General features: G+C 67.8%; 26 protein-coding genes and 2 pseudogenes. 15 read left to right on the plus strand and 13 right to left on the minus strand.

The annotated features are described in order from the left end of the window. Positions 1-25 precede the first annotated feature (25 nt). The 3 genes and pseudogenes from RVF83_RS14650 to tatB all read left to right on the plus strand — a co-directional run bounded on the left by RVF83_RS14650 (position 26) and on the right by tatB (position 2567). Positions 26-547 (plus strand): hypothetical protein, encoded by a 522-nt coding sequence (locus RVF83_RS14650; RefSeq protein WP_005196231.1) that lies wholly within the window; start codon positions 26-28, stop codon positions 545-547. Further along, a pseudogene (locus tag RVF83_RS14655) lies at positions 544-2083 on the plus strand (trypsin-like peptidase domain-containing protein). The gene RVF83_RS14650 and the pseudogene RVF83_RS14655 overlap by 4 nt, the downstream one beginning before the upstream one ends. Before the next feature lie 16 nt (positions 2084-2099). Continuing rightward, positions 2100-2567: a Sec-independent protein translocase protein TatB gene (gene tatB / locus RVF83_RS14660; protein WP_005196234.1), complete on the plus strand. Its 468-nt coding sequence runs from the start codon at positions 2100-2102 to the stop codon at positions 2565-2567. 10 nt (positions 2568-2577) lie between these two features. Here the strand turns inward: tatB and RVF83_RS14665 are convergent, their stop codons facing one another. The 4 genes from RVF83_RS14665 to RVF83_RS14680 form a co-directional block, all read right to left on the minus strand. After that, positions 2578-3723, minus strand: a complete 1146-nt coding sequence (locus RVF83_RS14665; protein ID WP_005196236.1) for an Mrp/NBP35 family ATP-binding protein — start codon at positions 3721-3723, stop codon at positions 2578-2580. 68 nt (positions 3724-3791) lie between these two features. Then, a complete protein-coding gene (locus RVF83_RS14670; protein ID WP_005196237.1) occupies positions 3792-4916 on the minus strand; it encodes a lytic transglycosylase domain-containing protein in 1125 nt (374 codons plus the stop codon). Positions 4917-5365: 449 nt separating this feature from the next. Next, positions 5366-5890: a DUF1003 domain-containing protein gene (locus RVF83_RS14675; protein ID WP_005196239.1), complete on the minus strand. Its 525-nt coding sequence runs from the start codon at positions 5888-5890 to the stop codon at positions 5366-5368. After that, positions 5887-7200 carry a magnesium transporter MgtE N-terminal domain-containing protein gene (locus tag RVF83_RS14680; protein WP_039880130.1) on the minus strand — a complete coding sequence of 438 codons (1314 nt, stop codon included), beginning with the start codon at positions 7198-7200 and terminating at the stop codon, positions 5887-5889. The genes RVF83_RS14675 and RVF83_RS14680 overlap by 4 nt, the downstream gene beginning before the upstream one ends. 98 nt (positions 7201-7298) lie before the next feature. Between RVF83_RS14680 and RVF83_RS14685 the strand changes: the two genes are divergently transcribed. The 5 genes from RVF83_RS14685 to RVF83_RS14705 all read left to right on the plus strand — a co-directional run bounded on the left by RVF83_RS14685 (position 7299) and on the right by RVF83_RS14705 (position 12706). Then, positions 7299-7787 carry a general stress protein gene (locus RVF83_RS14685; protein WP_005196244.1) on the plus strand — a complete coding sequence of 163 codons (489 nt, stop codon included), beginning with the start codon at positions 7299-7301 and terminating at the stop codon, positions 7785-7787. Positions 7788-8014: 227 nt separating this feature from the next. Next, positions 8015-9466: an extracellular solute-binding protein gene (locus tag RVF83_RS14690; protein ID WP_174351876.1), complete on the plus strand. Its 1452-nt coding sequence runs from the start codon at positions 8015-8017 to the stop codon at positions 9464-9466. Then, positions 9463-10686, plus strand: a complete 1224-nt coding sequence (locus RVF83_RS14695; RefSeq protein WP_005196255.1) for a carbohydrate ABC transporter permease — start codon at positions 9463-9465, stop codon at positions 10684-10686. Before RVF83_RS14690 ends, RVF83_RS14695 begins: the two co-directional genes overlap by 4 nt. Before the next feature lie 4 nt (positions 10687-10690). Continuing rightward, the gene (locus tag RVF83_RS14700) at positions 10691-11521 is read left to right on the plus strand and encodes a carbohydrate ABC transporter permease (RefSeq protein ID WP_005196257.1); all 831 of its coding nucleotides are present in this window, start codon (positions 10691-10693) and stop codon (positions 11519-11521) included. Positions 11522-11524: 3 nt separating this feature from the next. Then, the gene (locus RVF83_RS14705; RefSeq protein WP_005196259.1) at positions 11525-12706 is read left to right on the plus strand and encodes an ABC transporter ATP-binding protein; all 1182 of its coding nucleotides are present in this window, start codon (positions 11525-11527) and stop codon (positions 12704-12706) included. A 31-nt stretch (positions 12707-12737) separates the two neighbouring features. On the opposite strand, the gene RVF83_RS14710 is transcribed toward RVF83_RS14705, so the two are convergent. Both RVF83_RS14710 and RVF83_RS14715 read right to left on the minus strand, forming a co-directional pair. Further along, the gene (locus RVF83_RS14710) at positions 12738-13595 is read right to left on the minus strand and encodes a hypothetical protein (protein ID WP_005196261.1); all 858 of its coding nucleotides are present in this window, start codon (positions 13593-13595) and stop codon (positions 12738-12740) included. Then, complete coding sequence (locus RVF83_RS14715; protein WP_005196263.1) at positions 13585-14289, minus strand: metallophosphoesterase family protein; 705 nt, start codon at positions 14287-14289, stop codon at positions 13585-13587. The genes RVF83_RS14710 and RVF83_RS14715 overlap by 11 nt, the downstream gene beginning before the upstream one ends. A gap of 58 nt (positions 14290-14347) precedes the next feature. Between RVF83_RS14715 and RVF83_RS14720 the strand changes: the two genes are divergently transcribed. Genes RVF83_RS14720 through RVF83_RS14730 form a run of 3 tightly spaced genes read left to right on the plus strand, consistent with a single transcriptional unit; the run spans position 14348 to position 15987 of the window. After that, positions 14348-14938 (plus strand): suppressor of fused domain protein, encoded by a 591-nt coding sequence (locus RVF83_RS14720; protein WP_005196265.1) that lies wholly within the window; start codon positions 14348-14350, stop codon positions 14936-14938. A gap of 36 nt (positions 14939-14974) precedes the next feature. After that, positions 14975-15748, plus strand: coding sequence for a HemK2/MTQ2 family protein methyltransferase (locus RVF83_RS14725; protein WP_005196266.1), 774 nt, complete (start codon positions 14975-14977; stop codon positions 15746-15748). Beyond that, on the plus strand, positions 15745-15987 hold the full coding sequence (locus tag RVF83_RS14730) for a CDGSH iron-sulfur domain-containing protein (RefSeq protein WP_005196267.1): 243 nt from the start codon (positions 15745-15747) through the stop codon (positions 15985-15987). Before RVF83_RS14725 ends, RVF83_RS14730 begins: the two co-directional genes overlap by 4 nt. A gap of 9 nt (positions 15988-15996) precedes the next feature. On the opposite strand, the gene RVF83_RS14735 is transcribed toward RVF83_RS14730, so the two are convergent. The 4 genes and pseudogenes from RVF83_RS14735 to RVF83_RS14750 all read right to left on the minus strand — a co-directional run bounded on the left by RVF83_RS14735 (position 15997) and on the right by RVF83_RS14750 (position 19180). Then, a complete protein-coding gene (locus RVF83_RS14735; RefSeq protein WP_005196268.1) occupies positions 15997-17055 on the minus strand; it encodes an iron-containing redox enzyme family protein in 1059 nt (352 codons plus the stop codon). A gap of 105 nt (positions 17056-17160) precedes the next feature. Next, positions 17161-17805, minus strand: coding sequence for a hypothetical protein (locus RVF83_RS14740; protein ID WP_005196269.1), 645 nt, complete (start codon positions 17803-17805; stop codon positions 17161-17163). 87 nt (positions 17806-17892) lie between these two features. Next, positions 17893-18213: pseudogene (locus RVF83_RS14745) on the minus strand (SDR family NAD(P)-dependent oxidoreductase); the annotation flags it as partial. Positions 18214-18265: 52 nt separating this feature from the next. After that, on the minus strand, positions 18266-19180 hold the full coding sequence (locus tag RVF83_RS14750) for an alpha/beta hydrolase (RefSeq protein ID WP_005196271.1): 915 nt from the start codon (positions 19178-19180) through the stop codon (positions 18266-18268). 93 nt (positions 19181-19273) lie between these two features. Here RVF83_RS14750 and RVF83_RS14755 point away from each other — a divergent pair, with 93 nt between their 5' ends. Continuing rightward, a complete protein-coding gene (locus RVF83_RS14755; protein ID WP_005196272.1) occupies positions 19274-19825 on the plus strand; it encodes a TetR/AcrR family transcriptional regulator in 552 nt (183 codons plus the stop codon). A gap of 39 nt (positions 19826-19864) precedes the next feature. Here RVF83_RS14755 and RVF83_RS14760 read toward each other — a convergent pair whose 3' ends face one another. Then, entirely contained in the window at positions 19865-20953 is a 1089-nt protein-coding gene (locus RVF83_RS14760) for a magnesium and cobalt transport protein CorA (protein ID WP_005196275.1), read from the minus strand. A 54-nt stretch (positions 20954-21007) separates the two neighbouring features. Between RVF83_RS14760 and RVF83_RS14765 the strand changes: the two genes are divergently transcribed. Both RVF83_RS14765 and RVF83_RS14770 read left to right on the plus strand, forming a co-directional pair. Then, positions 21008-21628, plus strand: coding sequence for a MarC family protein (locus RVF83_RS14765; RefSeq protein ID WP_005196276.1), 621 nt, complete (start codon positions 21008-21010; stop codon positions 21626-21628). Positions 21629-21677: 49 nt separating this feature from the next. Continuing rightward, the gene (locus RVF83_RS14770; protein WP_039880140.1) at positions 21678-22646 is read left to right on the plus strand and encodes a glycine betaine ABC transporter substrate-binding protein; all 969 of its coding nucleotides are present in this window, start codon (positions 21678-21680) and stop codon (positions 22644-22646) included. 3 nt (positions 22647-22649) lie between these two features. Here RVF83_RS14770 and RVF83_RS14775 read toward each other — a convergent pair whose 3' ends face one another. After that, entirely contained in the window at positions 22650-23480 is an 831-nt protein-coding gene (locus RVF83_RS14775) for an SDR family NAD(P)-dependent oxidoreductase (protein ID WP_005196283.1), read from the minus strand. Positions 23481-23529: 49 nt separating this feature from the next. Next, positions 23530-25086, minus strand: coding sequence for a flavin-containing monooxygenase (locus RVF83_RS14780; protein ID WP_005196285.1), 1557 nt, complete (start codon positions 25084-25086; stop codon positions 23530-23532). A gap of 75 nt (positions 25087-25161) precedes the next feature. Between RVF83_RS14780 and RVF83_RS14785 the strand changes: the two genes are divergently transcribed. Further along, positions 25162-25797, plus strand: a complete 636-nt coding sequence (locus RVF83_RS14785; RefSeq protein WP_005196292.1) for a TetR/AcrR family transcriptional regulator — start codon at positions 25162-25164, stop codon at positions 25795-25797.

Consider the following 25797-nt stretch of genomic DNA (forward strand, 5'->3'; position numbering starts at 1 on the left):
ACGTCGTGGAAAGGGGTGACCGACGATGATGAACGGCGATCGCGGGCGTCCGACGCGGGGCGGCGGTATCGAGCCCCCCACCCCCAATCTTCGTCGCCGGCGATCCTCCTGGAGCACCGACTCCTGGACCCCGGCCCCCTCGTCCTTCCTGCCCAACCGCGGCTATCGCGCGCCCGGCACTGCCGGCGGGCGTCGCTTCGCACCGACCGAACATCTCGCCCCCGAGGCGGTCGCCGCCTTCGTCGACGGTGAGCTCGGCATGTCGGCTCACGCCCGCGCCGCCCACCACCTCGCGCTCTGCCCGGAATGCGTGGCAGCCGTCGACGCCCAGTCCTTGGCCCGCACCCGGCTCCGCGAGTCCGGTCAGGTCTCGGTGCCCGCGTCCCTGCTCGGCGCGCTCTCCCAGATCCCGACCCGCGAGATCGATCTCGGCTCGGACACCCCGACCGACGGCATTCCCGGCGCCCGAGACGCGATGCGCCCGCCCGCGAACCCGCTCATGCGTGACACGGGTCGCGGTCGCAACTTTCGCCGTCGGGGTCGGTGAACGTGGCCGACGGAACCGGACCGCAGGGCGAGGACACCTCGACTCCCGGTGGTGACGCGCAGTTCGCGCGCTGCGAAGAACCCCCGAACACCCCAACGCCTGACACCCGGACGCGCACGGCACTCCCCGGTGTCGCCGTCGACCGCGCAGGTCTTCGGCCGGCCCTCGGGAGTTCGCGGCTCCTTTGCGACCACGCCGAACAGCCACTCCGCGCCGCAGCCGCAGGTCGCCGATCCGGACCCGGTGCTCGCCGAGGCCTTCGGCCGCCCGCCGGGTTCCGACGAGACCCTCCAGCGCGACCCCCTCGCCTCCTACGGCCAGACCGAGGACGAGCCGCCCGGCAATGATCCCTGGCGCGATCCGGAGAGCCCGGCGCGACTCGTCGACCCGGCGCTGCCGACCGCGTCGTCGGCCCCGGCCACCGACCCCGGACCCAAACTCGGTGTTCGAGATGTGTTGCTGGGCAACCGGATCAGCTGGAGCGCTCTTGCGACGCTCGCGATCATCGCCCTGCTCATCGCTCTCGTCGGCGGCCTGATGGGACGCTGGACCGCAGAGGTCGCGGCCCCGCTGACCACCGATTCGGTGGAGCTGTCCACCAACGACTCCGGCGACGGATCGGCACCGCGCTCATCGATCGCCGAGGTGGCGCGGGCCGTCGAGAAGTCCGTCGTCGCCATCGACGTACGCGCCTCCGGGGCCTACTCGACCGGTTCGGGCTTCGTCATCGACAAAGCGGGGTACATCCTCACCAACAACCATGTGATCTCGATGGCCGCGAACGACAAGGCGGCGAAGCTCGAGGTCATCTTCTTCGACCGTCAGCGGGTTGCCGCTCGTATCGTCGGGCGTGACCCTAAGACCGACCTGGCGGTGCTCAAGGTCGAGAACGTGAAGAATCCCACCGTCTCGGTCCTCGGTAGCTCCGCCGATCTGCAGATCGGCGAGGAGGTCGTCGCCTTCGGATCGCCACTCGGCCTCAACCGGACGGTGACGAGCGGCATCGTCAGCGCCACCAACCGTGCGGTGGCGCTCACGCCCGACGCCGAGTCCGACACGGACGCGGTCATCGACGCGATCCAGACCGACGCCGCCATCAACCCCGGCAACTCCGGTGGCCCCCTGGTCAACGCCGAGGCCAAGGTCGTCGGGATCAACACCGCAGGTCGGCTCGGTGCCGGCGGCGGTTCCATCGGCCTCGGCTTCGCCATCCCGATCGACGAGGCCAAGCCCATCGCCGAGGCCCTCATCCGCGACGGCAAGGTCAACCACGCCCAGATCGGCATCAACGCCAGCTCGGTCCGCAACGAGCGGGTCCTGGGCGCGCAGGTGCGCAACGTGGTGTCCGGCGGACCGGCCGAACGCGCAGGGGTCCGCGAGAACGACGTCGTCACCTCGTTCAACGGACGGCCGATCGAGAGCGCCGACGAGTTGAATGTCGCGGTCCGGACCGCGAAGATCGGTGAGGAGATCCCGTTCCAGTACTGGCGGGACGGGCGCACGTTCAACGGCAAGATCACGCCGCAGAGCGACTGACACCGGGACGAGGTAGATGTTCAGCAGTATCGGATGGGGCGAGATCGCGATCCTGGTCGTGGCGGCCCTCGTCATCCTCGGCCCCGAACGACTCCCCGGCGCGGTGTCGTGGTCGATGCAGTCGCTGCGCAAGGTCCGCGATTACGCGACCGGCGCGACCAACCAGCTCAAGGACGAGCTCGGGCCCGAGTTCGAGGACTTGCGCAAACCGCTCGCCGACCTCAACGAGCTGCGGGGAATGACGCCGCGTTCGATTGTCACCAAGCATCTGCTCGACGGCGACGACTCGCTGTTCCGGCTGGGTGAGGACGCCACGACCGTGGATCGCAGCACCACCCCGGTGCCGCCGATCAAACCGGTGTCGGCGCCGATGTCGCTCGACAAGAACACCGACACACCTTCGTCCGAGTCGTCCTCGGGTGGCGCTCCGGTCGAACGCCGGTCCGGTCGTCGTCCCGCCGTCACCGACTGGGACGCGACCTGACCTGAGCGGCTCAGGAGTGACGCACGGTGTCGAGCCCGAGGCTCATGCCGGCCAGTCCACGCTTGCGCACCGCCAGCTTCGCGGCGATCGCCCGCAGTGCCGATCCCGCAGGGGAGTCGGGGGCCGACAGCACCACCGGGACACCTGCGTCGCCGCCCTCGCGTAGGGCGGTCTCCAGCGGCACCTGACCCAGCAGCTCGACGGGAGCGCCGACCGCACGGGTCAGTCGCTCGGCGACCTTCTCGCCACCACCCGAGCCGAACGGTTCCATGCGGGTGCCGTCGGGCAATTCGAGCCAGGACATGTTCTCCACGACGCCCAGGATCTTCTGGCGGGTCTGCAGCGCGATCGCACCGGCGCGTTCGGCGACCTCGGCGGCGGCCTGCTGCGGGGTGGTGACCACGAGGATCTCCGCTCCCGGGATCAGCTGTGCGATCGAGATCGCGACGTCACCGGTGCCCGGCGGCAGGTCGAGGAGGAGGACGTCGAGGTCGCCCCAGTAGACGTCGGCGAGGAACTGTTGGAGGGCGCGGTGCAGCATCGGCCCGCGCCAGGTGACCGGGGTGTTGCCGTCGGTGAACTGGCCGATGGAGATGAACCGCACGCCGTGGTTCATCGGCGGCATGATCATCCGCTCCACCTGCGTCGGCTTGGCGTCGCTGCCGAGCATCCGCGGCACGGAGTGACCGTAGATGTCGGCGTCGAGGACACCGACGGTGAGCCCGCGCTCGGCCAGCGCGGTCGCAAGATTGACCGTGACACTGGACTTTCCGACGCCGCCCTTACCGGACGCGACGGCGTACACGCGGGTCAGTGACCCGGGCTGGGCGAACGGGATGACCGGTTCGGCCTTGTCTCCGCGCAACTTCTTGCGCAATTCGGTGCGCTGCTCGTCGTCCATGACGTCGAGTTCGACGCGGACCGCTCCGACCCCGGCGACATCGGCGACGGACTTCTCCACGCGCTGGGTGATCTCGGTCCGCAGAGGGCATCCCGACGTCGTCAGGTAGATCCCGACGTCGACGCTCGCATCGTCGTTGATCTTCACCGACTTGACCATCCCGATGTCGGTGATGGGTTTGCCGATCTCCGGATCCTTGACCTTGCCCAGGGCGGCGCGAACTGCCGATTCCGTGGGCGCAACTCCTGTAGTCATCTGCTCCAGCGTACCGGCGTCACCGGGTGACCCCGATGGTGGTCCCGGGCCGGCCGCGAGAGACCGGATCAGCGGACGGGCACCGATGTCGCGGCGGCTCCCGGCACTCCGACGCGCGGGTTCGGTTGAGGCGCCTTCTTGGTGGGCGGCGCCTGCTTCTTGGTGGGCGGCGGTGCCTGTCCGGGCAGGGTGATCGGCGGCAGGCAGACGATGAAGCAGTTCTGCGGCGGCGGTGCCGGCGTACGCACCGACGGGGACGAGGAGGACGGACCCGACGGCGGCGTCGACGAGGACGACGACGAACTCGACTTGCTCTTGCTGCTCTTGGAGCTCGACGCCTTGCGCTTGGCCTCCGGGATCGGGTTGGTGGGCATGACGCCGGTGGCGTAGGCGGTGGCCCAGCCGATCACGTTGGCCACGTACTCCATCGAGCGGTTGTACCGGAGAACCGCCGCGACGCGGGTGCCCTCGGCCATGATGTCGCTGACGCCGGCGCACAGATAGCGGCCCGCGGAGTAGGTGGCGTCGAAGACGTTGTTGGGATCGGCCTTGCCGTCGCCGTTGGCGTCGGAGCCCCACGCCGCCCAGGTGCTGGGGATGAACTGCATCGGGCCCATGGCACGGTCGTGGCCCGGGTCTCCGTCGATACGGCCGCCGTCTGTGTCCTTGATGACGGCGTTGCCGGCCAGCGAACCGTCGAGTACGGGACCGGCGATCGGGTTGATCGTGGTGCCGTACTGGTCGACCGACCCGTTGCTCGCGTGGTTGGACTCGATGCGGCCGATGCCGGCGAGCAGGAACCAGGGCAGCTTGCACTGCGGGCTCTCGGCGCCGACCCGGTTGGCGGCGAGCTTGTAGGCCTGCAGGACCACGCCGGGGATGCCGAGCGGACCGGAGGGGAGATCGTTCGCGATCCGGAACTGTGCAGCGGGCAGCGCGGCGGCGGGCTTCTCCGGCGGAGGTGCGAATCCGAGCAGGGTGACCGGCGAACCCGGCACGACGTCGGCCACGACGACCGGGGCCTCGGGTTCGGGGTTCGTCGCGGCGAGCACGCCATGGGCGCTCGACGACGCGGTGCCGAGCACCATGGTGCCGACGAGGGCGCCACCGACGACGATGGTCGCGGCCCGGCGGGGGAAGTGCAGGGGACGCTGCGGCCCGCGACGGCGCCGCACCAGGTTGAGCGGGCTCACCGACGACCACCGTCGTGTGCTGTGCGCCTGTTCGCCGCGCGGCCCGTCTCCGTGTGCACTGGGCGGTTCACCACCGATCCCCGCGGATGGCTCGCCATCCGGCTCTTCGTTCCCGACTGCACGATCACATGTACTCCGTTGTCAAAACACCACACGTCTGCCCCCGAGGACGAAGTGATTGCCCGCTCCTGGCCGCACGGCCTGGAGCCGAGAGCGAATACACCCGACCGGTTCCGGAATCGTGACCGACACCCGGTTCCGGCCGAACTGTGACCCACCATACATATCGGGTCTGATGACCCAATGGCGAACTCCGCATTTGCTCGTCGTCACTCACTTCGTCGCTGCGATGCGAAAAGTTACGGCGGCAAACTCATGGGAGAGAAGTTACTGGAGTGACATAACGGAGCGGTGTCGAGCGGTTTCGGACGAGACCTGGGGACGGTTCGTCAATGGGATCGGTCGTCGCCGTCCGCATCGGCCGAGCCCTCTGCGGCGCGTGCGGCGAGCCGCTCGGTCAGCTCGTCGAGCAGGTCGTCGAGCTCCTTGCGCAGGTAGTCGCGCGTGACCGTGTCGCCGACCGCCAGACGTACGGCGGCCAGCTCACGAGCAAGGAACTCGGTGTCGGCCTTGGTCTGCGCCGACCGCATCCGGTCCTCTTCGAGCGCGACCCGGTCGCGGTTCTCCTGGCGGTTCTGCGCGAGCAGGATCAGCGGTGCGGCGTAGGCCGCCTGCGTGGAGAACGCCAGATTCAGCAGGATGAACGGATACGGGTCCCACCGGATCGTCACCGCGACCAGGTTCAGCGCGATCCACACGATCACGACCACGGTCTGGATGGCCAGGTACCGGCCGGTTCCGAGGAACCGCGCGACACGTTCGCTGTACATCCCGACCACGTCGGAGTCGAGATTGAACGAGATGGTGCGCCGCGTGCTCGGGGTGTCGAGCTTGCGTCCGCCCTGTTCGCTCATCGGATCCTCACCTGCGCGCCGGCGCCGGTCGGCTTGTCGACGTCGTCGGGTTCGGTCTCACGCCAGTCGCGCGGCAGGATCTCGTCGAGGAGGTCGTCGACGCTGACCGCGCCGAGCAGGTGGCCGGCCTCGTCGACGACGGGGCCGCAGACGAGGTTGTAGGTCGCGAAGTAGCGGGTCATCGTCTCCAACGAGTCCTCGGGGTGCAGTCGGGCGAGGTCGGTGTCGAGGATGCCGCCGACGAGGTGGGCGGGCGGCTCCCGCAGCAACGCCTGCAGATGGACACAACCGAGGTACTTACCGGTCGGCGTGGACGTCGGGGGCCGCACGACGAAGACGATGCTCGCCGCGGCGGGGGTGAGGTCGGGGTTGCGGACGCGGGCGAGTGCCTCCGCGATCGTGGTCGACGGCGTGACGATGATCGGCTCGGAGGTCATCACACCACCGGCGGTGTCGGGGGAGTGCAGCAGCAGTCGCCGGACCGGTTCGGACTCCTCGGGGTCCATCTCCTCTAGCAGCGCCTCGGCCTCGGTGTCGGGGAGCTCGCCGAGAAGGTCGGCCGCGTCGTCGGGGTCCATCTCCTCGAGGATCGTGACCGCACGGTCGCGGCCCAGCGCGGTGAGCATCGCCTTCTGGTCGTCGGGCGGCAGCTCCTGCAGCACGTCGGCGAGCCGTTCGTCATCGAGTGCGGCGGCGATCTCGCCGCGTCGCTTCGGCGGCAGCTCGCGCAGGGCGTTGGCCACGTCGGCCGGACGCATCCCCTCGAACTGCATCAGCGCCTGGGCGACGCCCTGTCCCGGCAGATCGAGGGAGGACTGCGTGATCCCCTGGACGCTGGACCATTCCACGACGTGGGTCTCGTGACGCCGGCGCAGCCCACGACGGCCTGCGCGGACTGCCACCCGCGACACGACCCAGTCCCGGGTGCGGGTGCGTTCGATGCCGAGATCGACCACGGTCACGTCGGCGTCGGCGAGTTCGGGGAGATCGGGGTCGGTGACACGGACCCGCGTGTCGAGGATCTGGCCGATCGCCAGGGCCTCGCCGGGGCGCAGGTGCAGCTTCCGGAGGCTCACCGTTCCGGTGTTGAGGGTCACCGCGCGCGGCTCGATGCCCGTCACGCGCAGCATCGGGACGAAAATCCTTCGGCGGGTGGTCAATTCGACAGCGAGGCCGAGTGCGCGCGGCTGCTGACCTGACAATCGGATCGAGATCACCACGTCACGGACCCGCCCGATGGATTCACCATCGGGACCAAGGACGGCCAATCCGACTAATCTGGCCACGAACACCTTGCTCACCGACGACATGGGAGTAAGGGTAGTGCCAACGGTTCGGCGAACGTCGTCGGCGAGTATGGATCAGCCGCGATGTCCGTCGATTCACTTCCACGAGGGAGGTCCCGAGAATGACGAATCCCATGCGCCCGAGCCGGGAGACGCCGGGCCTGCCGACCCCGCCCAAGGGTTGGCCGATCGGCTCCTACAGCACCTACGCCGAGGCCCAGCGTGCGGTGGACTACCTGTCCGACGAGAACTTCACGGTCCAGGACGTCACCATCGTGGGCGTCGACCTCATGCAGGTCGAGCGTGTCATCGGGCGCCTCACATGGGGCAAGGTGATCGGCGGCGGTCTGGTGTCCGGTGCCTGGCTCGGTTTCTTCTTCGGGTGCCTCGTCGCCCTCGTCTTCACCGGCTCGCCGCTGGGGCCGATCATCGCCGGCATCGTGGGCGGCATGGTCTTCGGTGTGATCTCGGCGACGATTCCGTACGCCGCGACCCGCGGACAGCGCGACTTCGCGTCGACGATGCAACTGGTCGCCGGACGCTACGACGTCCTCTGCGACCCGAAAAGCGCAGGGAAAGCGCGCGACATGCTCGCCCGCCTGACGATGTGAGATTCCTGCCGCAGAGGGACACGGCGCGATCACAATCGACATGGGAGTGGCACGCCCATGCCGAATGTGTTGCATGTCACGAATCGTGACGTATAGCGTTGCACCTCGGACGCTCACGGCGGAGCACCTCGGGTGTTTGCCGCGTACGACATCGAGGAGGCTGCGTGCGGAGCAGGGTCAGCACTGATGATGGAACGGGCCGCACTGGCCGATCGGGGGGTTCCCGGTTGGAGGGCGGCCCGCCCGGTTCTCGAACCGCAAGTCGCGTAAGGCGAAAGGTTCTCGCGGCGGCTGTTGCCGCGGCCGCGGCGCTCCCCGTGTTGTCGGCGTGCGGCTCGGGATATGAAGCGGGCGTGCTGAATTTCTATCCGCCGGCCGACGGTGCCGACACCTTCGCCGCGATCGGCGACAAGTGTTCGGCCGATTCCGGCGGCGCCTACAAGGTCGTCACGACGCCGCTGCCCAAGGGTGCCGACGATCAGCGACTGCAGCTGGCCCGTCGCCTCGCGGGCAACGACTCCGGGCTCGACCTCATGGGCATGGACGTGGTGTGGACCGCGGAGTTCGCCGACGCCGGCTGGATGGTCCCGGTGCCGGACGCGATGGCCGCAGAGGTCTCCGCGCGCTCGCTCGGCGGCCCCCTCGACACCGCGGTGTGGAAGACGGATGAGGATGAGCGCGAACGCCTCTACGCGATCCCGTTCTCCACCAACACCCAGTTGCTCTGGTACCGCAAGGATGTCCTCGAGGACAAGGTCGATCGCCGGCGCCCCGCCTCGACGTGGGACGGGATGCTCGAGGACGCTCTGGTCAGCGGCCGCAACGGCGGCCCGACCTACATCATGGTGCAGGGCAGGCAGTATGAGGGCCTGATGGTCTGGTTCAACTCGGTGCTCGTCAGCGCCGGCGGCCAGGTCGTCGACCCGGAGAACCCCGACAAGGTGACCCTCAACGACACCCCGGAACATCGCGCCGCCACGGTCCGCGCACTTCGCACGCTCAAGGCGGTGGCCACCGCGCCGGGCGCCGACCCGTCGCTGACCAACTCCGACGAGGGCGCGGCCCGACTGGGCATGGAGAGCGGCAAGGCCCTCTATGAGGTCAACTGGCCCTTCGTGTTCCCGGGTATGCGCGAGAACGCGGTTGCGGGTGCCGTGCCGTTCCTCGACCTGACGCAGTACGCGAACCTGTACGCCGACAGTGCGAACCCGCCGTCCGATCGGGACGTGATCCCGCTCAACCGCGAGATGCAGAAGGTCTTCGACTTCGCGCCGTACCCCGGCTTCGAGGGCCTGCCGACCAAGACGACCCTCGGTGGCATCAACATCGCCGTCGCCAGCACGTCCGAGCAGCAGGACCTGGCCTGGCAGGCCGCCGAGTGCATCACCAGCGAGGCCTCGCAGAAGAACTTCTCGCTCAACGCGGGTCCGCCTCCGGTGATCGAATCCATCTACGACGACGCCGATTTCCGCCTCGCCTACCCGATGGCGGAGGAGATCAAGCGGCAGCTCCAGCCCGAGCACGCCGCGGTCCGCCCGAAGTCGCCTGACTATCAGGCCATCTCGACCCTGCTACAGGCGAAGCTGAGCCCGGTCGGGGCGTGGGATCCGGAGACACTGGTGGACGAACTCGCCGAGGCCGTCCAGAAGGCAATCGACGGGGAAGGGTTGGTTCCGTGACCGACGACAACACGCCCGGGCTCAGGCCGAACGAGGACGACTCCGCGGACGAGTCCACGTTCCGTGCCGGCCGTCACGCGTTGCCCGACGATGCGCCGGCCCAGACCGGTCCGATCCCGATAGTGGGGGACAGCCCGCCGGTCTACTCCGACGAGCTGTGGAAGGCCCCTCCGGGAGGCCGCCACGAGGCAGCCACCGGTTCGAATCCGTCGGCGTCGTCGTCGGCGGCGAACCCGGTGGGGTCGGGTCCCGGATCCGTCGGCATCGCACCGTCATCGGGGGCCGCCACCGCGGTCGCCGAACGCTCCCGCGCCGAGGCCGAACCGAAGCCCCGCAAGCGGAGTGAGGGCAAGACCGCCGAACGGCGACTCGCTTTCTGGCTCGTCGCGCCCGCCGCGCTGATGATGCTGCTGGTGACCGGTTACCCGATCATCTACGCGGTCTGGCTGTCGCTGAACAAGATGAGTCTGTCGGCACCCGGCGAGCGCGAGTTCGTGTGGTTCTCGAACTATGCGACGGTGCTGACCGACAACTACTGGTGGACGGCCTTCGGCGTCACGGTGGGCATCACGGTCGTGTCGGTGCTCATCGAGCTCGTCCTGGGCATGGCCATCGCGTTGGTCATGCACCGCACCATCTTCGGACGCGGCACGATCCGCACGGTGGTCCTGATCCCATACGGCATCGTGACCGTGGCCGCGGCGTTCTCGTGGTACTACGCGTGGACACCGGGCACCGGCTACCTGGCCAACCTGCTGCCCGACGGCAGCGCGCCACTGACCGAACAGTGGCCGTCGCTGGCGATCATCGTCCTCGCCGAGGTCTGGAAGACCACGCCGTTCATGGCGCTGCTGCTGCTGGCGGGTCTGGCCCTGGTGCCCGACGACCTGCTGAAGGCCGCACAGGTCGACGGTGCGGGAGCATGGACGCGCCTGTGGCGCATCATCCTTCCGCTGATGAAGCCCGCCATCCTCGTCGCGCTGCTGTTCCGCACGCTCGACGCGTTCCGCGTGTTCGACAACATCTACGTGCTCACCAGCGGGTCCAACAACACCTACTCGGTGTCGATGCTGGGCTATGACAACCTGTTCGGCGCATTCAATCTGGGCGTCGGATCGGCCATCTCGATCCTGATCTTCGTCTGCGTGGCGATCATCGCGTTCGTGTTCATCAAGGGGTTCGGCACCGCCGCACCGGGTTCCGACGACGAGGGGAGGTAATCCGGTGAATTCGAGCGGAAAATCCAAGGCGTGGTGGTCGATCGCCAACATCCTGGTGATCCTGTACGCACTCATCCCGCTGCTGTGGATCATCAGCCTGTCGTTCAAGCCGGCGTCGAGCGTGACCGACGGGAAGTTCATCCCGAGTGAGTTCACCCTCGACAACTACAAGTCGATCTTCGAGACCAGCGCCTTCACCTCGGCCTTGATCAACTCGATCGGCGTCGGTCTGATCACGACCCTCATCGCGGTGATCCTGGGCACCATGGCCGCCTACGCCGTTGCCCGACTGGAGTTCCCGGGCAAGAAGGTCCTCATCGGCGCGGCGCTGCTGATCGCGATGTTCCCGCAGATCTCGCTGGTGACACCGCTGTTCAACATCGAGCGTCGGCTGGGTCTCTTCGACACCTGGCCCGGCCTGATCCTGCCGTACATCACCTTCGCGCTGCCGCTGGCGATCTACACGCTGTCGGCCTTCTTCCGGGAGATCCCCTGGGAGCTGGAGAAGGCGGCGAAGATGGACGGCGCCACCCCGTGGCAGGCGTTCCGCAAGGTGATCGCGCCGCTGGCCGCGCCGGGCGTGGTGACCGCCGCCATCCTGGTGTTCATCTTCGCCTGGAACGACCTGCTCCTCGCCCTGTCGCTGACCTCGACCGAACGAGCGATCACCGCCCCGGTGGCCATCGCGAACTTCACCGGCAGCTCGCAGTTCGAGGAACCGACCGGTTCGATCTCGGCCGCCGCGGTCGTCATCACCATCCCCATCATCATCTTCGTGCTGTTCTTCCAACGTCGAATCGTGGCCGGTCTGACTTCCGGCGCCGTGAAGGGATAACCCATGGCAGACATCGTTCTGGACAAGGTCACCAAGCAGTACCCGGACGGCTCCACCGCGGTCCACGGGGTCGACATCGAGATCGGCGACGGCGAGTTCGTGATTCTCGTCGGCCCGTCGGGATGTGGAAAGTCGACGACGCTCAACATGATCGCGGGTCTCGAGGACATCTCCTCGGGCGAGTTGCGGATCGGCGGGGAGCGCGTCAACGAGCGCGCACCCAAGGACCGCGACATCGCGATGGTCTTCCAGAGCTATGCGCTCTACCCACACATGACGGTGCGCGACAACATCGCGTTCCCACTGACGCTGCAGAAGCTGTCGAAGGATCAGATCGCCGCCAAGGTCGATGAGGCCGCGCGCATCCTCGATCTCGGGCAATACCTGGACCGCAAGCCGGCCAACCTGTCCGGCGGTCAGCGTCAGCGTGTGGCGATGGGCCGCGCGATCGTGCGCTCGCCCAAGGCATTCCTCATGGACGAGCCGCTGTCGAACCTCGACGCCAAGCTTCGTGTGCAGATGCGGACCGAGATCGCCCAGCTGCAGCAGCGACTCGGGACCACCACCGTCTACGTGACGCACGATCAGACCGAGGCGATGACCCTGGGCGACCGCGTCGTCGTGCTGCGTGGCGGACACGTCCAGCAGATCGGCTCGCCGCAGGAGCTGTACAACAACCCGACCAACGTTTTCGTCGCCGGGTTCATCGGTTCGCCTGCGATGAACTTCCTGTCGGGTCGCCTGGGCACGGACGGCATCGAGACCGCGATCGGCACCATCGCCCTCGACGATCACCGCGCCGTGGTCTCGCGAGCCGGTGACGTCGGAAGCAGCGGTGAGGTTCTCATCGGCATCCGCCCCGAGCACCTCGAGGACGCCTCCCTCGTCGACGACACCACGCGCCGTCAGGGTGCGACGTTCACCGCGAACATCGACGTCCTGGAGTCGATGGGCTCGGACATCTACGCCTACTTCGGTATCGGCAACGGGTCGAACCGGGCGTCGAGCGACGCGCTCGCCGAACTGTCCGCCGACTCCGGCGCGGATCTCGGCGGCAACCAGCTCATCGCCCGCCTGTCGCCGGATTCGAAGGTCACCCGCGGTTCGACCGCCGAGCTGTTCTACGACGCCTCGAAGGTGGCGGTCTTCGACCAGAGCTCGGGAGAGTCGCTGCGCCGCCGCTGATCCGGGTCCGCGTCACGTCGCTGCGCGACCACTACCGCCGCTTGCGGTCGGAGTGGTCGCGCAGTTCGTCGAAGACCTTCTCGTCCCAGACGTGCCTACGCACCAGGCGATAGCGTTCGCAGGCCACCCACATGTACAGCTCGGCGTCGCTGGTCAGGTCGTCGCGGATACCCGCCCGGCGGGCCATGCGGACGACGGGCAGGAACTCCTCACCGAACCAGCGTCGGGCGACCTCGGTACGACTCAGGAACTCGCCGAGCTCCTGGGAGAGCCGGAAACCCCACGCCTCCACGTTCTCCGCGAGTTCGGCGTAGTCGAAGGCGTCGGTCAGTTTGATCGCCTCGGCCTGTGCTCCCTCGAGCGGGACCCGCGACAGGAACAATCGCCGGTGGTCCTTGAGGATCAGGTCCGACGGTGCGTTGATGCCCTCCGGTGAGATGCGCGTGTGGATCTCGGTCACGTAGGCGTCGATGGTGGTCAGGTTGCGCGCGATGGCGATCGACACGCGGTGGTGCCCGTCGATGACGAAGTGCATCGAGCCGACCCGGTAGAGCTGCACCGGCGGCACCGACTCGCCCCGACGCTGGGCGGCGGCGATCCGCTGCCACCGCTCCCGCATGTGTGACGAGGTGGGGCGGAAGTAACGGTCGAAATCCTTGGTGCGGTCGACGCTTCCGACGATCGAGGACACCTCGACGACCTGGAGTCCGAGCACGGTCTTGCCCGTCACGCCGAGCGCGGCGACGACCTCGTCGAAAGGCAGGACGGTGTTGACGTCCGCGGGTTGCCGCATGAACCACTGAGCGAGTCGGGCGCGTTCGGCCTGGCGTCGTAGCCGGGCGAAGTCGTATTCGGCGTCGGCTTCGGGGAATCCGGTGTCACGCGCCATGTCTGCGCCTCACGATCTCCACCTTCCGCGTCGCCGGATCGATGTCGAACTGGCAGAAGCCCACGACGTTCATCGACGTCGTCGTCTCGCCGATCGGTAGGTCGGGCGGACGGCTGCCGTAGGGGTGGACGTGACCGTGCACGAGCAGCGTCGGGCGCAATGCGCGCACGAGCGGGTGATAGCAGTCGAAACCCCGATGGGGTGTGTCGTCGGCGTCGCCGACGCCGCGGGCGGGACTGTGGGTGAGCAGGATGTCGGTGCCGCCCCCGTTGGCCAGGGCGGGTTTCGACAGGACGTTCCCGCAGCGCAGCCGCATCGATCGCAGTCTTTGGTGGATGTCGGTGTACTGGTTGGTCCCGCCGTTGTAGCAGCGGCTGCCGCCGAGTCCGCTGATCCGCAGTCCGGCGACCGTCACCGTGCGGCCGTCGGCGTTGATGCCGCCGCACGGACCCGGGTCCTCGGTGGGGAGTCCCGCGCGGGTCCAGCCGGTGCGCCCGCGACGGTAGCCCCGTAGCTCTCGGTCGTGGTTGCCGGGAACGTAGACGCACGGGGCATCGCACAGCGTCGACAGGATCTCGAGATAGTCGAACGGGAGGTCGCCGGCACCCAGGATGAGGTCGGGGCGCCCCTCGATACCGACGCCGTAGGTGAGAGAGTCCACCACCTCGTCGGCGACCGCCAGAACCCGGACCATTGCTCCAGGCTAGACGAGGGCTCACAACGGTCGCAGTCTCCTCGGTAGCCTGTCGGACGTGACTGAAGCGGTGACCGACCTCGTCGGAAAACATCTCCGGGACCGGATGGGCGCCGAACCACAGCGGGCGTCGGTGACGTTCCTCGGTGTCGAACCGATCGATGTACTGCGATTCGTGCTGGGCGACGCCACCCCCGGCGAGCTGGTCTACGTGACGTCCGGATGCGCACGCCACCCGATGTCCGATCCGACCGATCTCCACGCCGACCCGGTGAAGGGACCGCGCGCCGAACTGGTCGTACGGATGCACGCGGGTTCGACGCTCCCGGGCCTGCACAAGCGCATGGCGACGCTGGCGGCCGCGCCGGCCGTCGAGGGACTGATCCTCGACGCCAATGCGCTCGTCGATCTGGGCGAGCCGCTGTGGGACGGCGCCACCTGCACGGCGGTGCTGCTGTCCGCCGATGAACTCGGCGAGGTCGAGCTGCCCGTTCCGATGGACCCGGTCCGTCTGCTCCGGGCGGTGCCGATCACCGCGAACGAGGCGGCCTGGGTGCGGCTCAAGGGTGCAGACGCCCTCCGGGACGCGTGGCGGGAGGCCGGGATCGATGTCATGGAGCCGAATCGCGCCTCCGCCACGCCCGGCTGAGGTTTCACGACTGCTGCCCGGGGGAACGATGCACTGGTGACGCTGACATCTGCATCGCCCGCAACGCCGCGGGGCACCATCGCCGCCTCCGGGTTCGCCACCTCTACGGTCGGCGAGGTGTATCTGCCCCAGCAGGACACCGAACTGCTCATCGAGATGGTGCGTTCCCTGGGCGTGGACGGCAAGAACGTCCTCGACCTGTGTACCGGTAGCGGTGCGATCGCGATCGCCGCCGCGCGTCGGGGCGCAGCCGAGGTCACCGCCGTCGACGCCTCCGCCGACGCGGTTGCCTACGCTCGCCGGGCTTCGATGACGGCCGGGGTGTCCGTCACCGTCGAACACGGAGATCTGACCCGCCACGTCGGGCAGTACGACGTCGTCACCTGCAACCCTCCCTACGTACCGACACCCCCGGTCGACGATCCCCGTTACCACCCGGCGGGTCCGTCGCATGCCTGGGATGCCGGCCTCGACGGTCGGGCGGTGTTGGACCTCCTGTGTGCACACGTCCCGACGCTGCTGCGTCCCGGCGGGGCGTTCCTGCTGGTGCATTCCGAGTTCGCCGACGAGGACGCGTCGCTGCGGGCTCTTCGTGCCGGTGGTCTGCACGCCGAGGTCGTCTCGGAGCGGTTCATCCCGTTCGGTCCGGTCATGACCGCCCGGGCCGAGTGGCTCGAGGAACGCGGACTGCTCGAGCGCGGATGTCGCATCGAGCGACTGGTCGGCATCGCGGCCGTCGCACCGGGCGGCGAGAAGGTCGACGGGAAGCCGGCAGAGGGTCACACTGCTGAAACGGAACCGTTGGCATGACCATGGAGGACGTCACCGTGGCGCGAACCGAGAACGGCGCGGGCGCCGAACGCACCGCGGTGCGGGTCGTCCGCGGGGGACCGGTGCTCGTCGAAGGACCGGTCGACATCGAACTCCCCGACGGCTGCCACGTGCAGTCCGACCGCTTCATGGTCGCCATCTGCGCGTGCGGGCGCAGCAAGAACTACCCGCTGTGTGACACCAGCCATCGGAAACGGCGTCGGCGTTCGGCTGACTAGTTCGTCCTTTTAGATCCCGGGGAAGGCGCTCTCACCGCGTTCCCAGGCGCCCATGACGTGCGCCTCGAGGGCGTTCTCGACGAACAGGAAGGCGCGGATCCCGAAGATGACGTCGGCCTCGGCACTCGGGTCCTGCCGGACCAGGTCGCCGACGACGTCGGTGCGCAGGATCTGCTCGTGAACCGCGTCGGCCTCGACGTGTTCGCGGTAGAAGTGTCGGCAGGCCTCGGGTGCGTCGAGCCGTTCGAGTCCGGCGAGGAGTCGCTGGGACCCGGGCGACGAGGTGATCTCGGTGGCCGCGAGATGGCCGACGGCCGCACCGCGGTAGCGGCGGTGCAGGCCGAACAGTGACATCAGGTTCACCGGCGTCAGGGCCGCGGCGGGGACGGTGTCGAGGTAGCCGAGATAGTCGGCGGACAGGTCCGACGCGCGGAGCAGGTCGGCGAAGAGCTCCTGGTGAACGGAACGACCGCGACCACCCCCGAACTCGTCGAACTCGACTGCGACAAAGGACGCCTTGGCCTGCCCGCGGAGTCGCGGGATCGCCCAGGCGTGCGGATCGGCCTCCTTGAGGTGATACAGCGACCGCAGCGCGAACATCTGCCGGTACTGCTCCCAGGTCCCGTTGTCACGGAGGAAGTACGACGCGCCGTCGCCGTCCAGATCCTCGATGCAGAGTTCGTCCATCTCGGCCTGCACCGATTCGTCCTGGGCGGCCGCGGGGACGTCGCGGTGGATGGCCTGCAGGAACCGTCGCTCGAGACCGGCTCGCAGCGACAGGAGCGCCGGCTGCCACTCCCAGGTGGCATCCGCGTCGGCGAATCCCACGTAGTGCATCTCGTAGCAGAGGTACAGCGCCAGCTGCAGGTCGTCGCCGTAGGGATCGCTGGTGAACAGGTCTACGTCGAGCAGCGCGACCGGCATCTCGACCGTCGGATCGTCGGGATCGCTGCGCAGGAGGTCGATCACCGCTCGGGACAGCGGACCGCGGGCGCCGGGCAGCGTCGGAACACGAAAGACCCCATCCGTCGTCGGATCGGTTGCTATCGCCTCAGCTGACACCAGCACTCCCTCCAGTTCGTTGTCCGTAGTGGACGCAAGGTCCTCGATTGCCCCCGGAGCACGTGCCTCAAACCTGGACGTGCACCGTCGCCCTCCCAGGATAGGCCCGCGTCATCCGGTCTTGAGCTCGTCGAGCAGGTCTTTGTCGAGCGACGCGCGCACCAGGGCGGCGGCGAGGACCGCGGGCCTGCCGCCGGCGAGGTCCGCGAGACGGTCGGGGTCGTCGGGCAGTCCGAGGTCCTTCGCGGCAGCGAGGGCTCGCTTGTCGAAATGCGGTGCGGCCCAATCCCACACGGACTGCACCTCGCGCAGGAAGATGTCGGCGCCCACCGGGCCGATACCGGTGAACTCCTGCACCAGCTTCGCGGCGGCATCCGGGTCGGAGTCGGCCTTCTGCGCGAGCTCGCGGAGATCTCCGTGGTAGTCGTCGACGACCTTCTTGCCTGCCTCCATGAGTCGGGTGGCGGTGCTCTCGTCGTAGCGCTTGTAGTGTCCGCGGCCCAGTGCGTCGACGAGGCTCTGCCACGACGCCCGTGCCATCTTCTCGGGCGTGCGATACCCGGCGGCGAACAGCTCGCGAGCCGCGGCGACCGCGATGTCGGCGGAGATGCGCGTACTCAGCAGGAGCGACAGGACCAGGAGTTCGAAGAGCGGCGACGGGGTGTCCTTCAGCGTGATCCCCGCGTCCTCGGCGTAGGTCCGTCCGGCGCGCGCCATCAGGGCCTCGACGGTGGCATCGGTGTCGGTGGTGCTCATGCGAGATGACTACCCGGTGCGGTCACGGGACAATCACGCTCCCGGCGGATCCGTTCACGTCCGGTCGCCGACAGTCGCGCACCGCGGTTACTTGAAGGGGTTGAGTGTGCGACCGAGGAAGTAGCCGATACGTCCGGGGATGGGGTGCATGGCTGCCGCGGACACCTTGTTGACGACACCGGGGATGCAGACGGGTTTTCCCGCGGAGACCGCAGCCCAGCCTTCCCGGACGACGTCTTCGGGTATCTGCCACAGGAACCCCGGCAGTCGGTCTGCGGCGTCGCGGGTGCCCATGACGTCATGGAATTAGCTGTGGGTGAAGCCAGGACAACACAGTGCTGTCACGTGGATTCCGAATGGCTTGAGCTCCATGTCGAGCGATTGCGACATGTTCAGCACGCGGTTCCGATTCCCGCGGAGGCGCCGGTGACCAGGGCGGTGCGTCGACGATCGTTCACGGTCATCGCGGGTCTCCTACGTGGCGGTCGAGGAACCCGATCTGGTGGTCGATGATGGTGTCGAAGTACGGATCGAGATACGGCTCGAAATGGGCGCAGTCGTAGGTGTGGACTTCACCTTTCGGAATCCGACGGGCGACGGCCTGCGCTTTGTCGATCGGTGTGACGTCGTCCTTCGTGGCGAGCTGGACCAGCACCGGGACATCGATGTCGGCCGCGTGACGGCCGGGGGAGTAGAAGGGCACCCGCAACGCGATTCGGGCGGCCACGTCGTTCTCCGCCAGCAGTTCCTCACGCATGTCTCCCATGCGTTCGACCTGCTCGTAGGCGCCGGGCGAGGTCATCATCGCGATGTCGCCGGGGCGCCCGACGGCAGCCAGGCGGTACGGCGGCCGTCCCGTCCATGCCCGGACCTGATCGCGTACTCCGGCGAAGATCAGGCGCCTCACCAGTGCCGGCGGTTGGGAGAACGCCGATGCGGGCCCGCTCACGTGCGGCACCTGGACGATCGCGGCGGCCAGATCGCGGTCGCGGGCGGCGAGTCTCAGGACGTGACCGCCGGCGAAGGACGTCCCCCACGCCACCACTCGGCCCGTGTCCACGCCGTCGAGATCGCGGACGTAGGCGATCGCGGCATCCCAGTCGGCGTGCTGCTTGGCGATGTCGAGAACGCGACGCGGTGAACCCTCGCTCGCACCCCAGTGGCGGTAGTCGAAGACGAGCGCGGCATATCCGGCCTGGGCGAACCGCGCCGCGTACGCGTCGAGGCGCAGCTCCCGGAATGCGGCGAAACCGTGCGCGAGGACGACGATCGGAGGGTTCTCGACGCCGTCGGGTCGGTAGAGCCAGGCGGCGCACCGGGAGTCGCCCGAACGGAACGTGACATCGGACCGGACGTAACTGAACTGACGTGACATGGGTACACCTTCGCCGGGTATCTTGAATGGTGTTCAACAAGATAACAGCGTCTTGAATGGCGTTCAAGAGGGTAAGTGGAGGTGACTTCTTCCGTGGCGCGGAACAAGAGGCCGCAGGCCGCCGACGAGAAGCGCGACGAGATAGTCGCCGCCGCGCGGAAGCTGTTCATCGAGGGCGGATACGAGGCGACGTCGATGAACAGGTTGGCCAAGGAGGCCGGCGTCGCGGCCAACACGATCTATTGGTACTTCGACGACAAGGACGATGTACTCGTCGCGGTTCTGTCGGCCGTGATGGCCGACGTCTGGCCCATGTATCAGGCGGTGTCGGGTGAGCCGATCGCCGCTCGGGTGCTGTGGATCGTGCAGCGGTTGACCGAGATGCGTGGTCTGGTGACGACGGTGCATGCCCGCGTACCGCATTCACCGGCGGTAGCGGAGTGGCACAACAACTTTCACCTGCTCACCGGCAGTCTGTTCCGGGCCGAGCTGGAGGCGGCGGGTGTCTCGCCGGAGACCGTCGACGCCGAGGTGATGATCGCCGTGTTCACCGTGGAGGGATTGTTGATGCACGCGCGGGACGTGAGTGAGCAACGCTCCGTGTGCGAGACACTGGCCTCTCGGTGGCCGTCGGTCACCGGTTAGGCCACGGCACCGTCGGTAACCGGTGATCCTGAGGCACTGTCAGAGCCAGTGACTGCGACGGAACACCACGAACAGGGCGACGCACGTCGCGATCAGCACACCGAGTACAAGGGGATAACCCCACGGTTGATGCAGTTCGGGCATGTGGTCGAAGTTCATCCCGTAGATCCCGGCGACCATCGTCGGCACCGCGGCGATCGCGACCCACGCCGAGATCTTGCGCATGTCGGTGGTCTGCTGGATACCCACCTTCGCGGCGCCGGCCTGCAGCATGGAGTTCAGCAGCTCGTCGTACTCCAGGACCCGTTCGATGACGGTCGTGAGGTGATCGGCGACGTCGCGCAGATGTCGTCTAACCTCCTTGGGCACCAACGGGTTACCGCTCGCGGTGAGGGTCTGGAGCGGCGTCGAGAGCGGAGTGACCGCGCGCCGGAGTTCGAGCACCTCGCGTCGCAGAAGATAGACCGGGTCGATGTCGAGCCAGCGATTCTGTCGGCTGAACACCGATTCCTCGATGGCGGCGACGTCGACGTCCATGCGGTCGGTGACCGCGAGGTAGCTGTCGACGACCTTGTCGGCCACGGCGTGCAGGACCGCGGTCGGGCCGAGGGCGAGTCGTTCGGGCCGGCTCTCGAGATTCCGTCGCATCCCCGACAACTCGGTGTGCTCACCGTGGCGCACCGTGATCACGAAATCGGGCCCGGCGAAGACCATGATCTCGCCGGTCTCCACGACCTCGCTGGCCATCGCCATCGACTCGTGTTCGACGTACTGCACGGTCCTCAGCACGAGGAACTGCGTGTCGTCGTACACCTCGAGCTTCGGCCGCTGATGCGCGTGCACGGCATCTTCGACGACGAGCTCGTGCAGGCCGAAGGTCGTGCCGACGTCGGTCATCTGGGAGTCATCGGGGGAGTGCAGGCCGACCCACACGAAACCCTCACCGGATTCGCGGACCTGCGCCAGCGCGTCGCGGTAGGAGATGCCGCCCGGCTGACGGTGACCGTTGATGTAGACCGCGCAGTCGACGACGGCGCGCGACACCGGCGCCGGGTTCTCCGAGGCGGGCGCCGGGGTCTCACCGCGCGGCGGGACACCGCGCGGACCGGAACGAGGGATCGTCGCCACGCCTGCCGATGGTACCCGCGGGTCCCGGCCGTGCCTCCCCAGTAGGATTCGGCCGTGCCTTTCGACGTCACCGTGTACACGACCACGTTGATCACGCTGATCGTCATCATGGACCCGCCCGGACAGATCCCGTTGTTCCTCAGCCTCGTCGGCCAGCGGTCGCCCGAGTACCGGCGGCGCGCGGCCTGGCAGGCGCCCCTGGTGAGCCTTCTGGTGATCAGCGTATTCGCGATCGGCGGCAAGGCGATCCTCAACTACCTGCACATCGGCATCCCCGCTCTACAAGGCGCGGGTGGACTGCTGTTGCTGCTGGTGGCGCTCCAGCTGCTCACCGGGCTGGGCAACGCGGGCAATCCGAAGGCGTCTGACGACGTCAACGTCGCGCTCGTGCCGCTCGGCACCCCGCTGCTCGCCGGTCCGGGCGCCATCGCCGCGGTCATCGTTCAGGTCAGCAGCGTGGACGGCCAGGCGGCCGGCTACCTGGCCATCGCGGCCGCGATCATCAGTGTGCACATCGTGGTGATGCTGGTGCTCCGGTACTCGACGGTTCTGATCCGCGTACTCGGCGTCGGAGGGATCACCCTACTGGCCAAGATCGCCGGTCTGCTGCTCGCCGCGATCGCCGTCCAGCTCATCGCGAGCTCGATCATGGGCTTCATTGCCGAGGGTGTCTGAAACCAGTGGGGCAGAACAGATGGCGGCCCACAACAGATACGGTGGCAACGTGGAAAAACGTCTCGTCCGCAAGCGTCTCGTGGTGGTCACCGGGCTGATCGCTGCCCTGGCCGTCGTCCTCGCCGGATGCGGGGACGAAGCCGGCTCGCCGCCGCGGGGGATCGTGATCGGCTCGTCGGAGGACCCCGCCATGCGGGTGATGGCAGAGGTGTACGCGGGCGCCCTGCGGAACGCGGGTTCGGTCGTGTCCGCCGATCAGCTGCGCGGAGACGACGCGGAGCTGCTCGACGAGATGGACCGCGCCGACCTCGACCTCTTTCCGGCCTTCACCGGGGACCTCCTGAAAATGCTCGCTCCGTCGTCGACCGCGGTCGGTGCCGAGGACGTCTACGTCGAGCTGAACCGTTCGCTGCCGCAGGGTGTCTCGGTGGGCGACGAGACACCGGTGTCCGGTGCGCCGCAGATCTTCGTCTCGACGACCCTCGCCGGCAGCGTCGGCGCGAGTGGACTCGACGACTGTGCACTCCTCCCGCCGGGACTGCCGGTGGTCGCCACCTCCGACCCCGACCCGGCGACGCTCGGTGCGTTCGCCTCCGCGGGTTGCCGTTTGGGGCCGGTGCAGACGGTCGGAACCACCGACGAAGTGCTCCAGCGGGCATCGGAGGGCAACGCCGTCGGTCTCCTCACCCCGCTCGACATCGCGGGAGAGGACGCCGAGGGCGCGTCGTCCGACGTTCAGGCGCTACGCAGTTCGGCCGGTGGCGGCGACACCGCCGACAACCCGCCCGCCGACGAGCCGAGCACCGACGCCGCACCGGAAGAACAATCCGGGCCGCGCGCCGAGGTGCTCGTGCCCGTCTTCCGGTCGGCCGCGCTCAACCGTGATCAGGTCAAGACCATGAACAAGGTCGCCGGCGAGATCACCACCGCCGACCTCGCCACGATGGCGGGCGAGGTCGAGACGGGCAGCGATCCGCGGGAAGTAGCGCTCGAGTGGCTGGCCGAGCACGGCCTGTAGTCCTTACTGGGCCTTCGACAGTGCCCAGCTGGTGGCCTTCGCCGACACCCACTGGTACTTCGACGCGACGATGCGCACCGCGATGTCGAGGATCTTGGCGTCGGCGCCGACGAGGATGCGCGCCTTGTCCTTCCGCACGCCTGCGATGATGACGTCGGCGGCGTCCTCGGACGACATCCGGGCGAGGTAACGGTCGAAGAAGGCGGCGGTGGCCTTCTGATCGTGGTCGCCGGACACGGTGGCGTTGCGGGCGATTGCGGTCTTGATGCCGCCCGGGTGTACGCACGAGACCTTGACCGGGTGCTTGGCGATGAGCATCTCCTGGCGCAGCGCCTCGGTGAAACCGCGGACGGCGAACTTCGCCGAGTTGTACGCCGCCTGACCGGGTTCGGCGAGAAGACCGAACAACGACGACGTGTTGACGATGTGGCCGTCGCCGGAGGCGATCAGGTGAGGCAGGAATGCTTTGGTGCCGTTGACGACTCCCCAGTAGTCGACGTCCATGACGCGCTCGATGTCCTTGAACTCGGTGCGTTCGACCTCACCGTGATGTGCGATGCCGGCGTTGTTGAAGACCACGTTGACCACGCCGAAATGGTCCTTGACGGTGTCGGCGTAGGTGAGCACGGCCTCGCGCTCGGCGACGTTGAGAAGTTGCGAATGCACCTCTGCGCCGGCCTGTTTCACGAGACGTTCGGTCTCCGCCAGGCCGTCGGGCGTGACGTCGGAGATGGCGAGGCGCGCGCCCTGCCCGGCGAGTTTGACGGCGATGTCACGGCCCATGCCCGAACCGGCACCGGTGATCACCACGACCTTGTCGCGAAAGTCCTTCATGAGTTTGTCTCTCCTCGAGATGGTGTCGAAATCCGTGGGCGTCGAACGCTCAGGCGTTCACGGCCGCCGGCTGATCGGACGTCGACTCGTCGCCCCGGCCCGGGACGGAGGTCAGCGGACGACGGGCACCGCGGGTGACATCGTATGCGGCGATGTCGAAGCGGCGGGTGGTGTTGCGGAAGGCGAAGGTGAATCCCGGCCACAGCGTGGTGATGTTGCCGTTGGCGTCCTTGTACCACGAGGCGCAGCCGCCGTTGACCCACACGCTGTTGCGCAGCTTGTGCTGGATGCCCGCGTTGTACTCCTGCTGGGCCGACAGCCGCACCTCGGTACGGGTGATTCCCTGCGCCCGAACAGTTTTCAGGTAGTCGACGAGGTAGTTGAGCTGCGACTCGATCATGTACACCATCGAGGTGTGGCCGAGGCCGGTCGACGGCCCGACCATCAGCATCATGTTCGGGAAGCCGTGGACGAACGATCCCTTGTAGCCCTGCATGCCGATCTCGGACCAGACGTCGGCGAGGCTGCGCTGGTCCTTGCCGACGATCTTCTCGAACACGGGGGAGTCGGTGACGTGGAAGCCGGTGGCGACGACGATGACGTCGACCTCGCGGGTCGTGCCGTCCTTGGCGACCACGCCGTTCGCGGTGATGCGGTCGATCCCGTCGGTGACGAGGTCGACGTTGGGGCGGGCGAGAGCGGGGTACCAGTCGTTGGATCGCAGGATGCGCTTGCAGCCGACCTGGAAGGTCGGGGTGGCCTTGCGGCGGAGCTCGGCGTCACGACCGATGCCGCGCAGGATGTTCGCCCGGCAGAGCAGTTCGACCGGCTTGAGCGCGGTCGGCGAGTAGGTCAGGCCGAAGGCGACGACCTCGTTGGCGGCGTAGATCCCGCCGCGTACGGCCGACTGGTAACCCGGGACGTTCTTGTAGGCCCAGTGCTCGAGCTTGGTGTAGGCGCGCTCGGTGCGGGGGACGATCCACGGTGCGGTGCGCTGGTAGACGTCGAGGCGCGAGGTCACCTTGGCGAGCTCCGGGACCAACTGGATAGCCGATGCGCCGGTGCCGATGACCGCGACGCGCTGTCCGGTGAAGTCGTGGTCGTTGTCCCAACGGGCCGAGTGGACGATCTTGCCCTCGAAGGACTCGATGCCCTCGATGTCGGGGAGGTTCGGCTCGCAGAGCGGTCCGACGCCGCCGATCATCACGCGGGCGCGGACCTGCTCGGTCTTGCCGTCGCGTGCGGTGTCGATGATCCAGCGACCCTCGTCCTCGTTCCACGCGGCGTTGGTCACCTCGGTGTTGAAGCGTGACCGGGCGGCGATGTCGTGGCGGGCCGCGACATCGTTGATGTACGCGTGGATCTCCGGCTGGTGCGAGTAGGACCGCGACCAGGTCGGGTTCTTCGCGAACGAGTAGGAGTACAGCTGCGACGGGACGTCGCAGGCGGCTCCGGGGTAGGTGTTGTCGCGCCACGTCCCGCCGAAGTCGCTACCGCGATCGAGCAGGACGAAGTCGTCGAATCCGTGTTGCCTCATCCGGATGGCGGCACCCAGCCCCGAGAAGCCGGCCCCGATGATGGCGATCTCTACATCGTTCGTTGTCATGGTGTCACCATAGGGGTGATACTGAACACGTGTCAATAGTTATTGAACAAGAATCAATAGGAGTAGTCTGGCCGGGTGACCAGTAAAGGAACGGCAGCCGCGCCAGAGATCGAGGACAAGCGAGCCGCATCCAAGCGCACCCGGATGAGTCCGGAGGCGCGTCGTGACCAGCTCCTGGAGTTCGGTCTGGAGATGGTGCGAGACCGTCCCCTCGAGGAGATCACCATCGACGCCATCGCCGACGCGGCCGGGGTGTCGCGGGCGCTGCTGTTCCACTATTTCGCTTCCAAGCAGGATTATCACGTCGCGATCGCGCAGGCCCAGGCCGACCGGATGCTCGCCTGCACCGAGCCGGACGAGTCCCTGGGGGACCCGATCACGATCCTGACCGCCTCGATGGCGGCGTTCGTCGACTTCGTGAACGAGAACCGCTCCGCGTATACCGCTCTCATCCGCGGGGCGTCGAGTTCGGATCCCGCGATGCGCGACGTCTTCGACCGCACCCGTGAGGTGATGGTCGGTCGGGTCCTCGATCACGCACCGGCATTCGGCGTCGAGGTCACCCCGACCGTCGTGCTGAGCGTTCACGGCTGGGTGTCCTTCGTCGAGGAGACCACGATCCGCTGGCTGACCTCGCCGACGGTCACCCGGGACGAGCTCCTCGGGTTGATCACCGCAGCCCTTCCGGCACTCGCGGGTGCCGCGTCCTAG

It is taken from the genome of Gordonia rubripertincta, from assembly GCF_038024875.1.
GTDB classification, from domain to species: Bacteria; Actinomycetota; Actinomycetes; order Mycobacteriales; family Mycobacteriaceae; genus Gordonia; species Gordonia rubripertincta.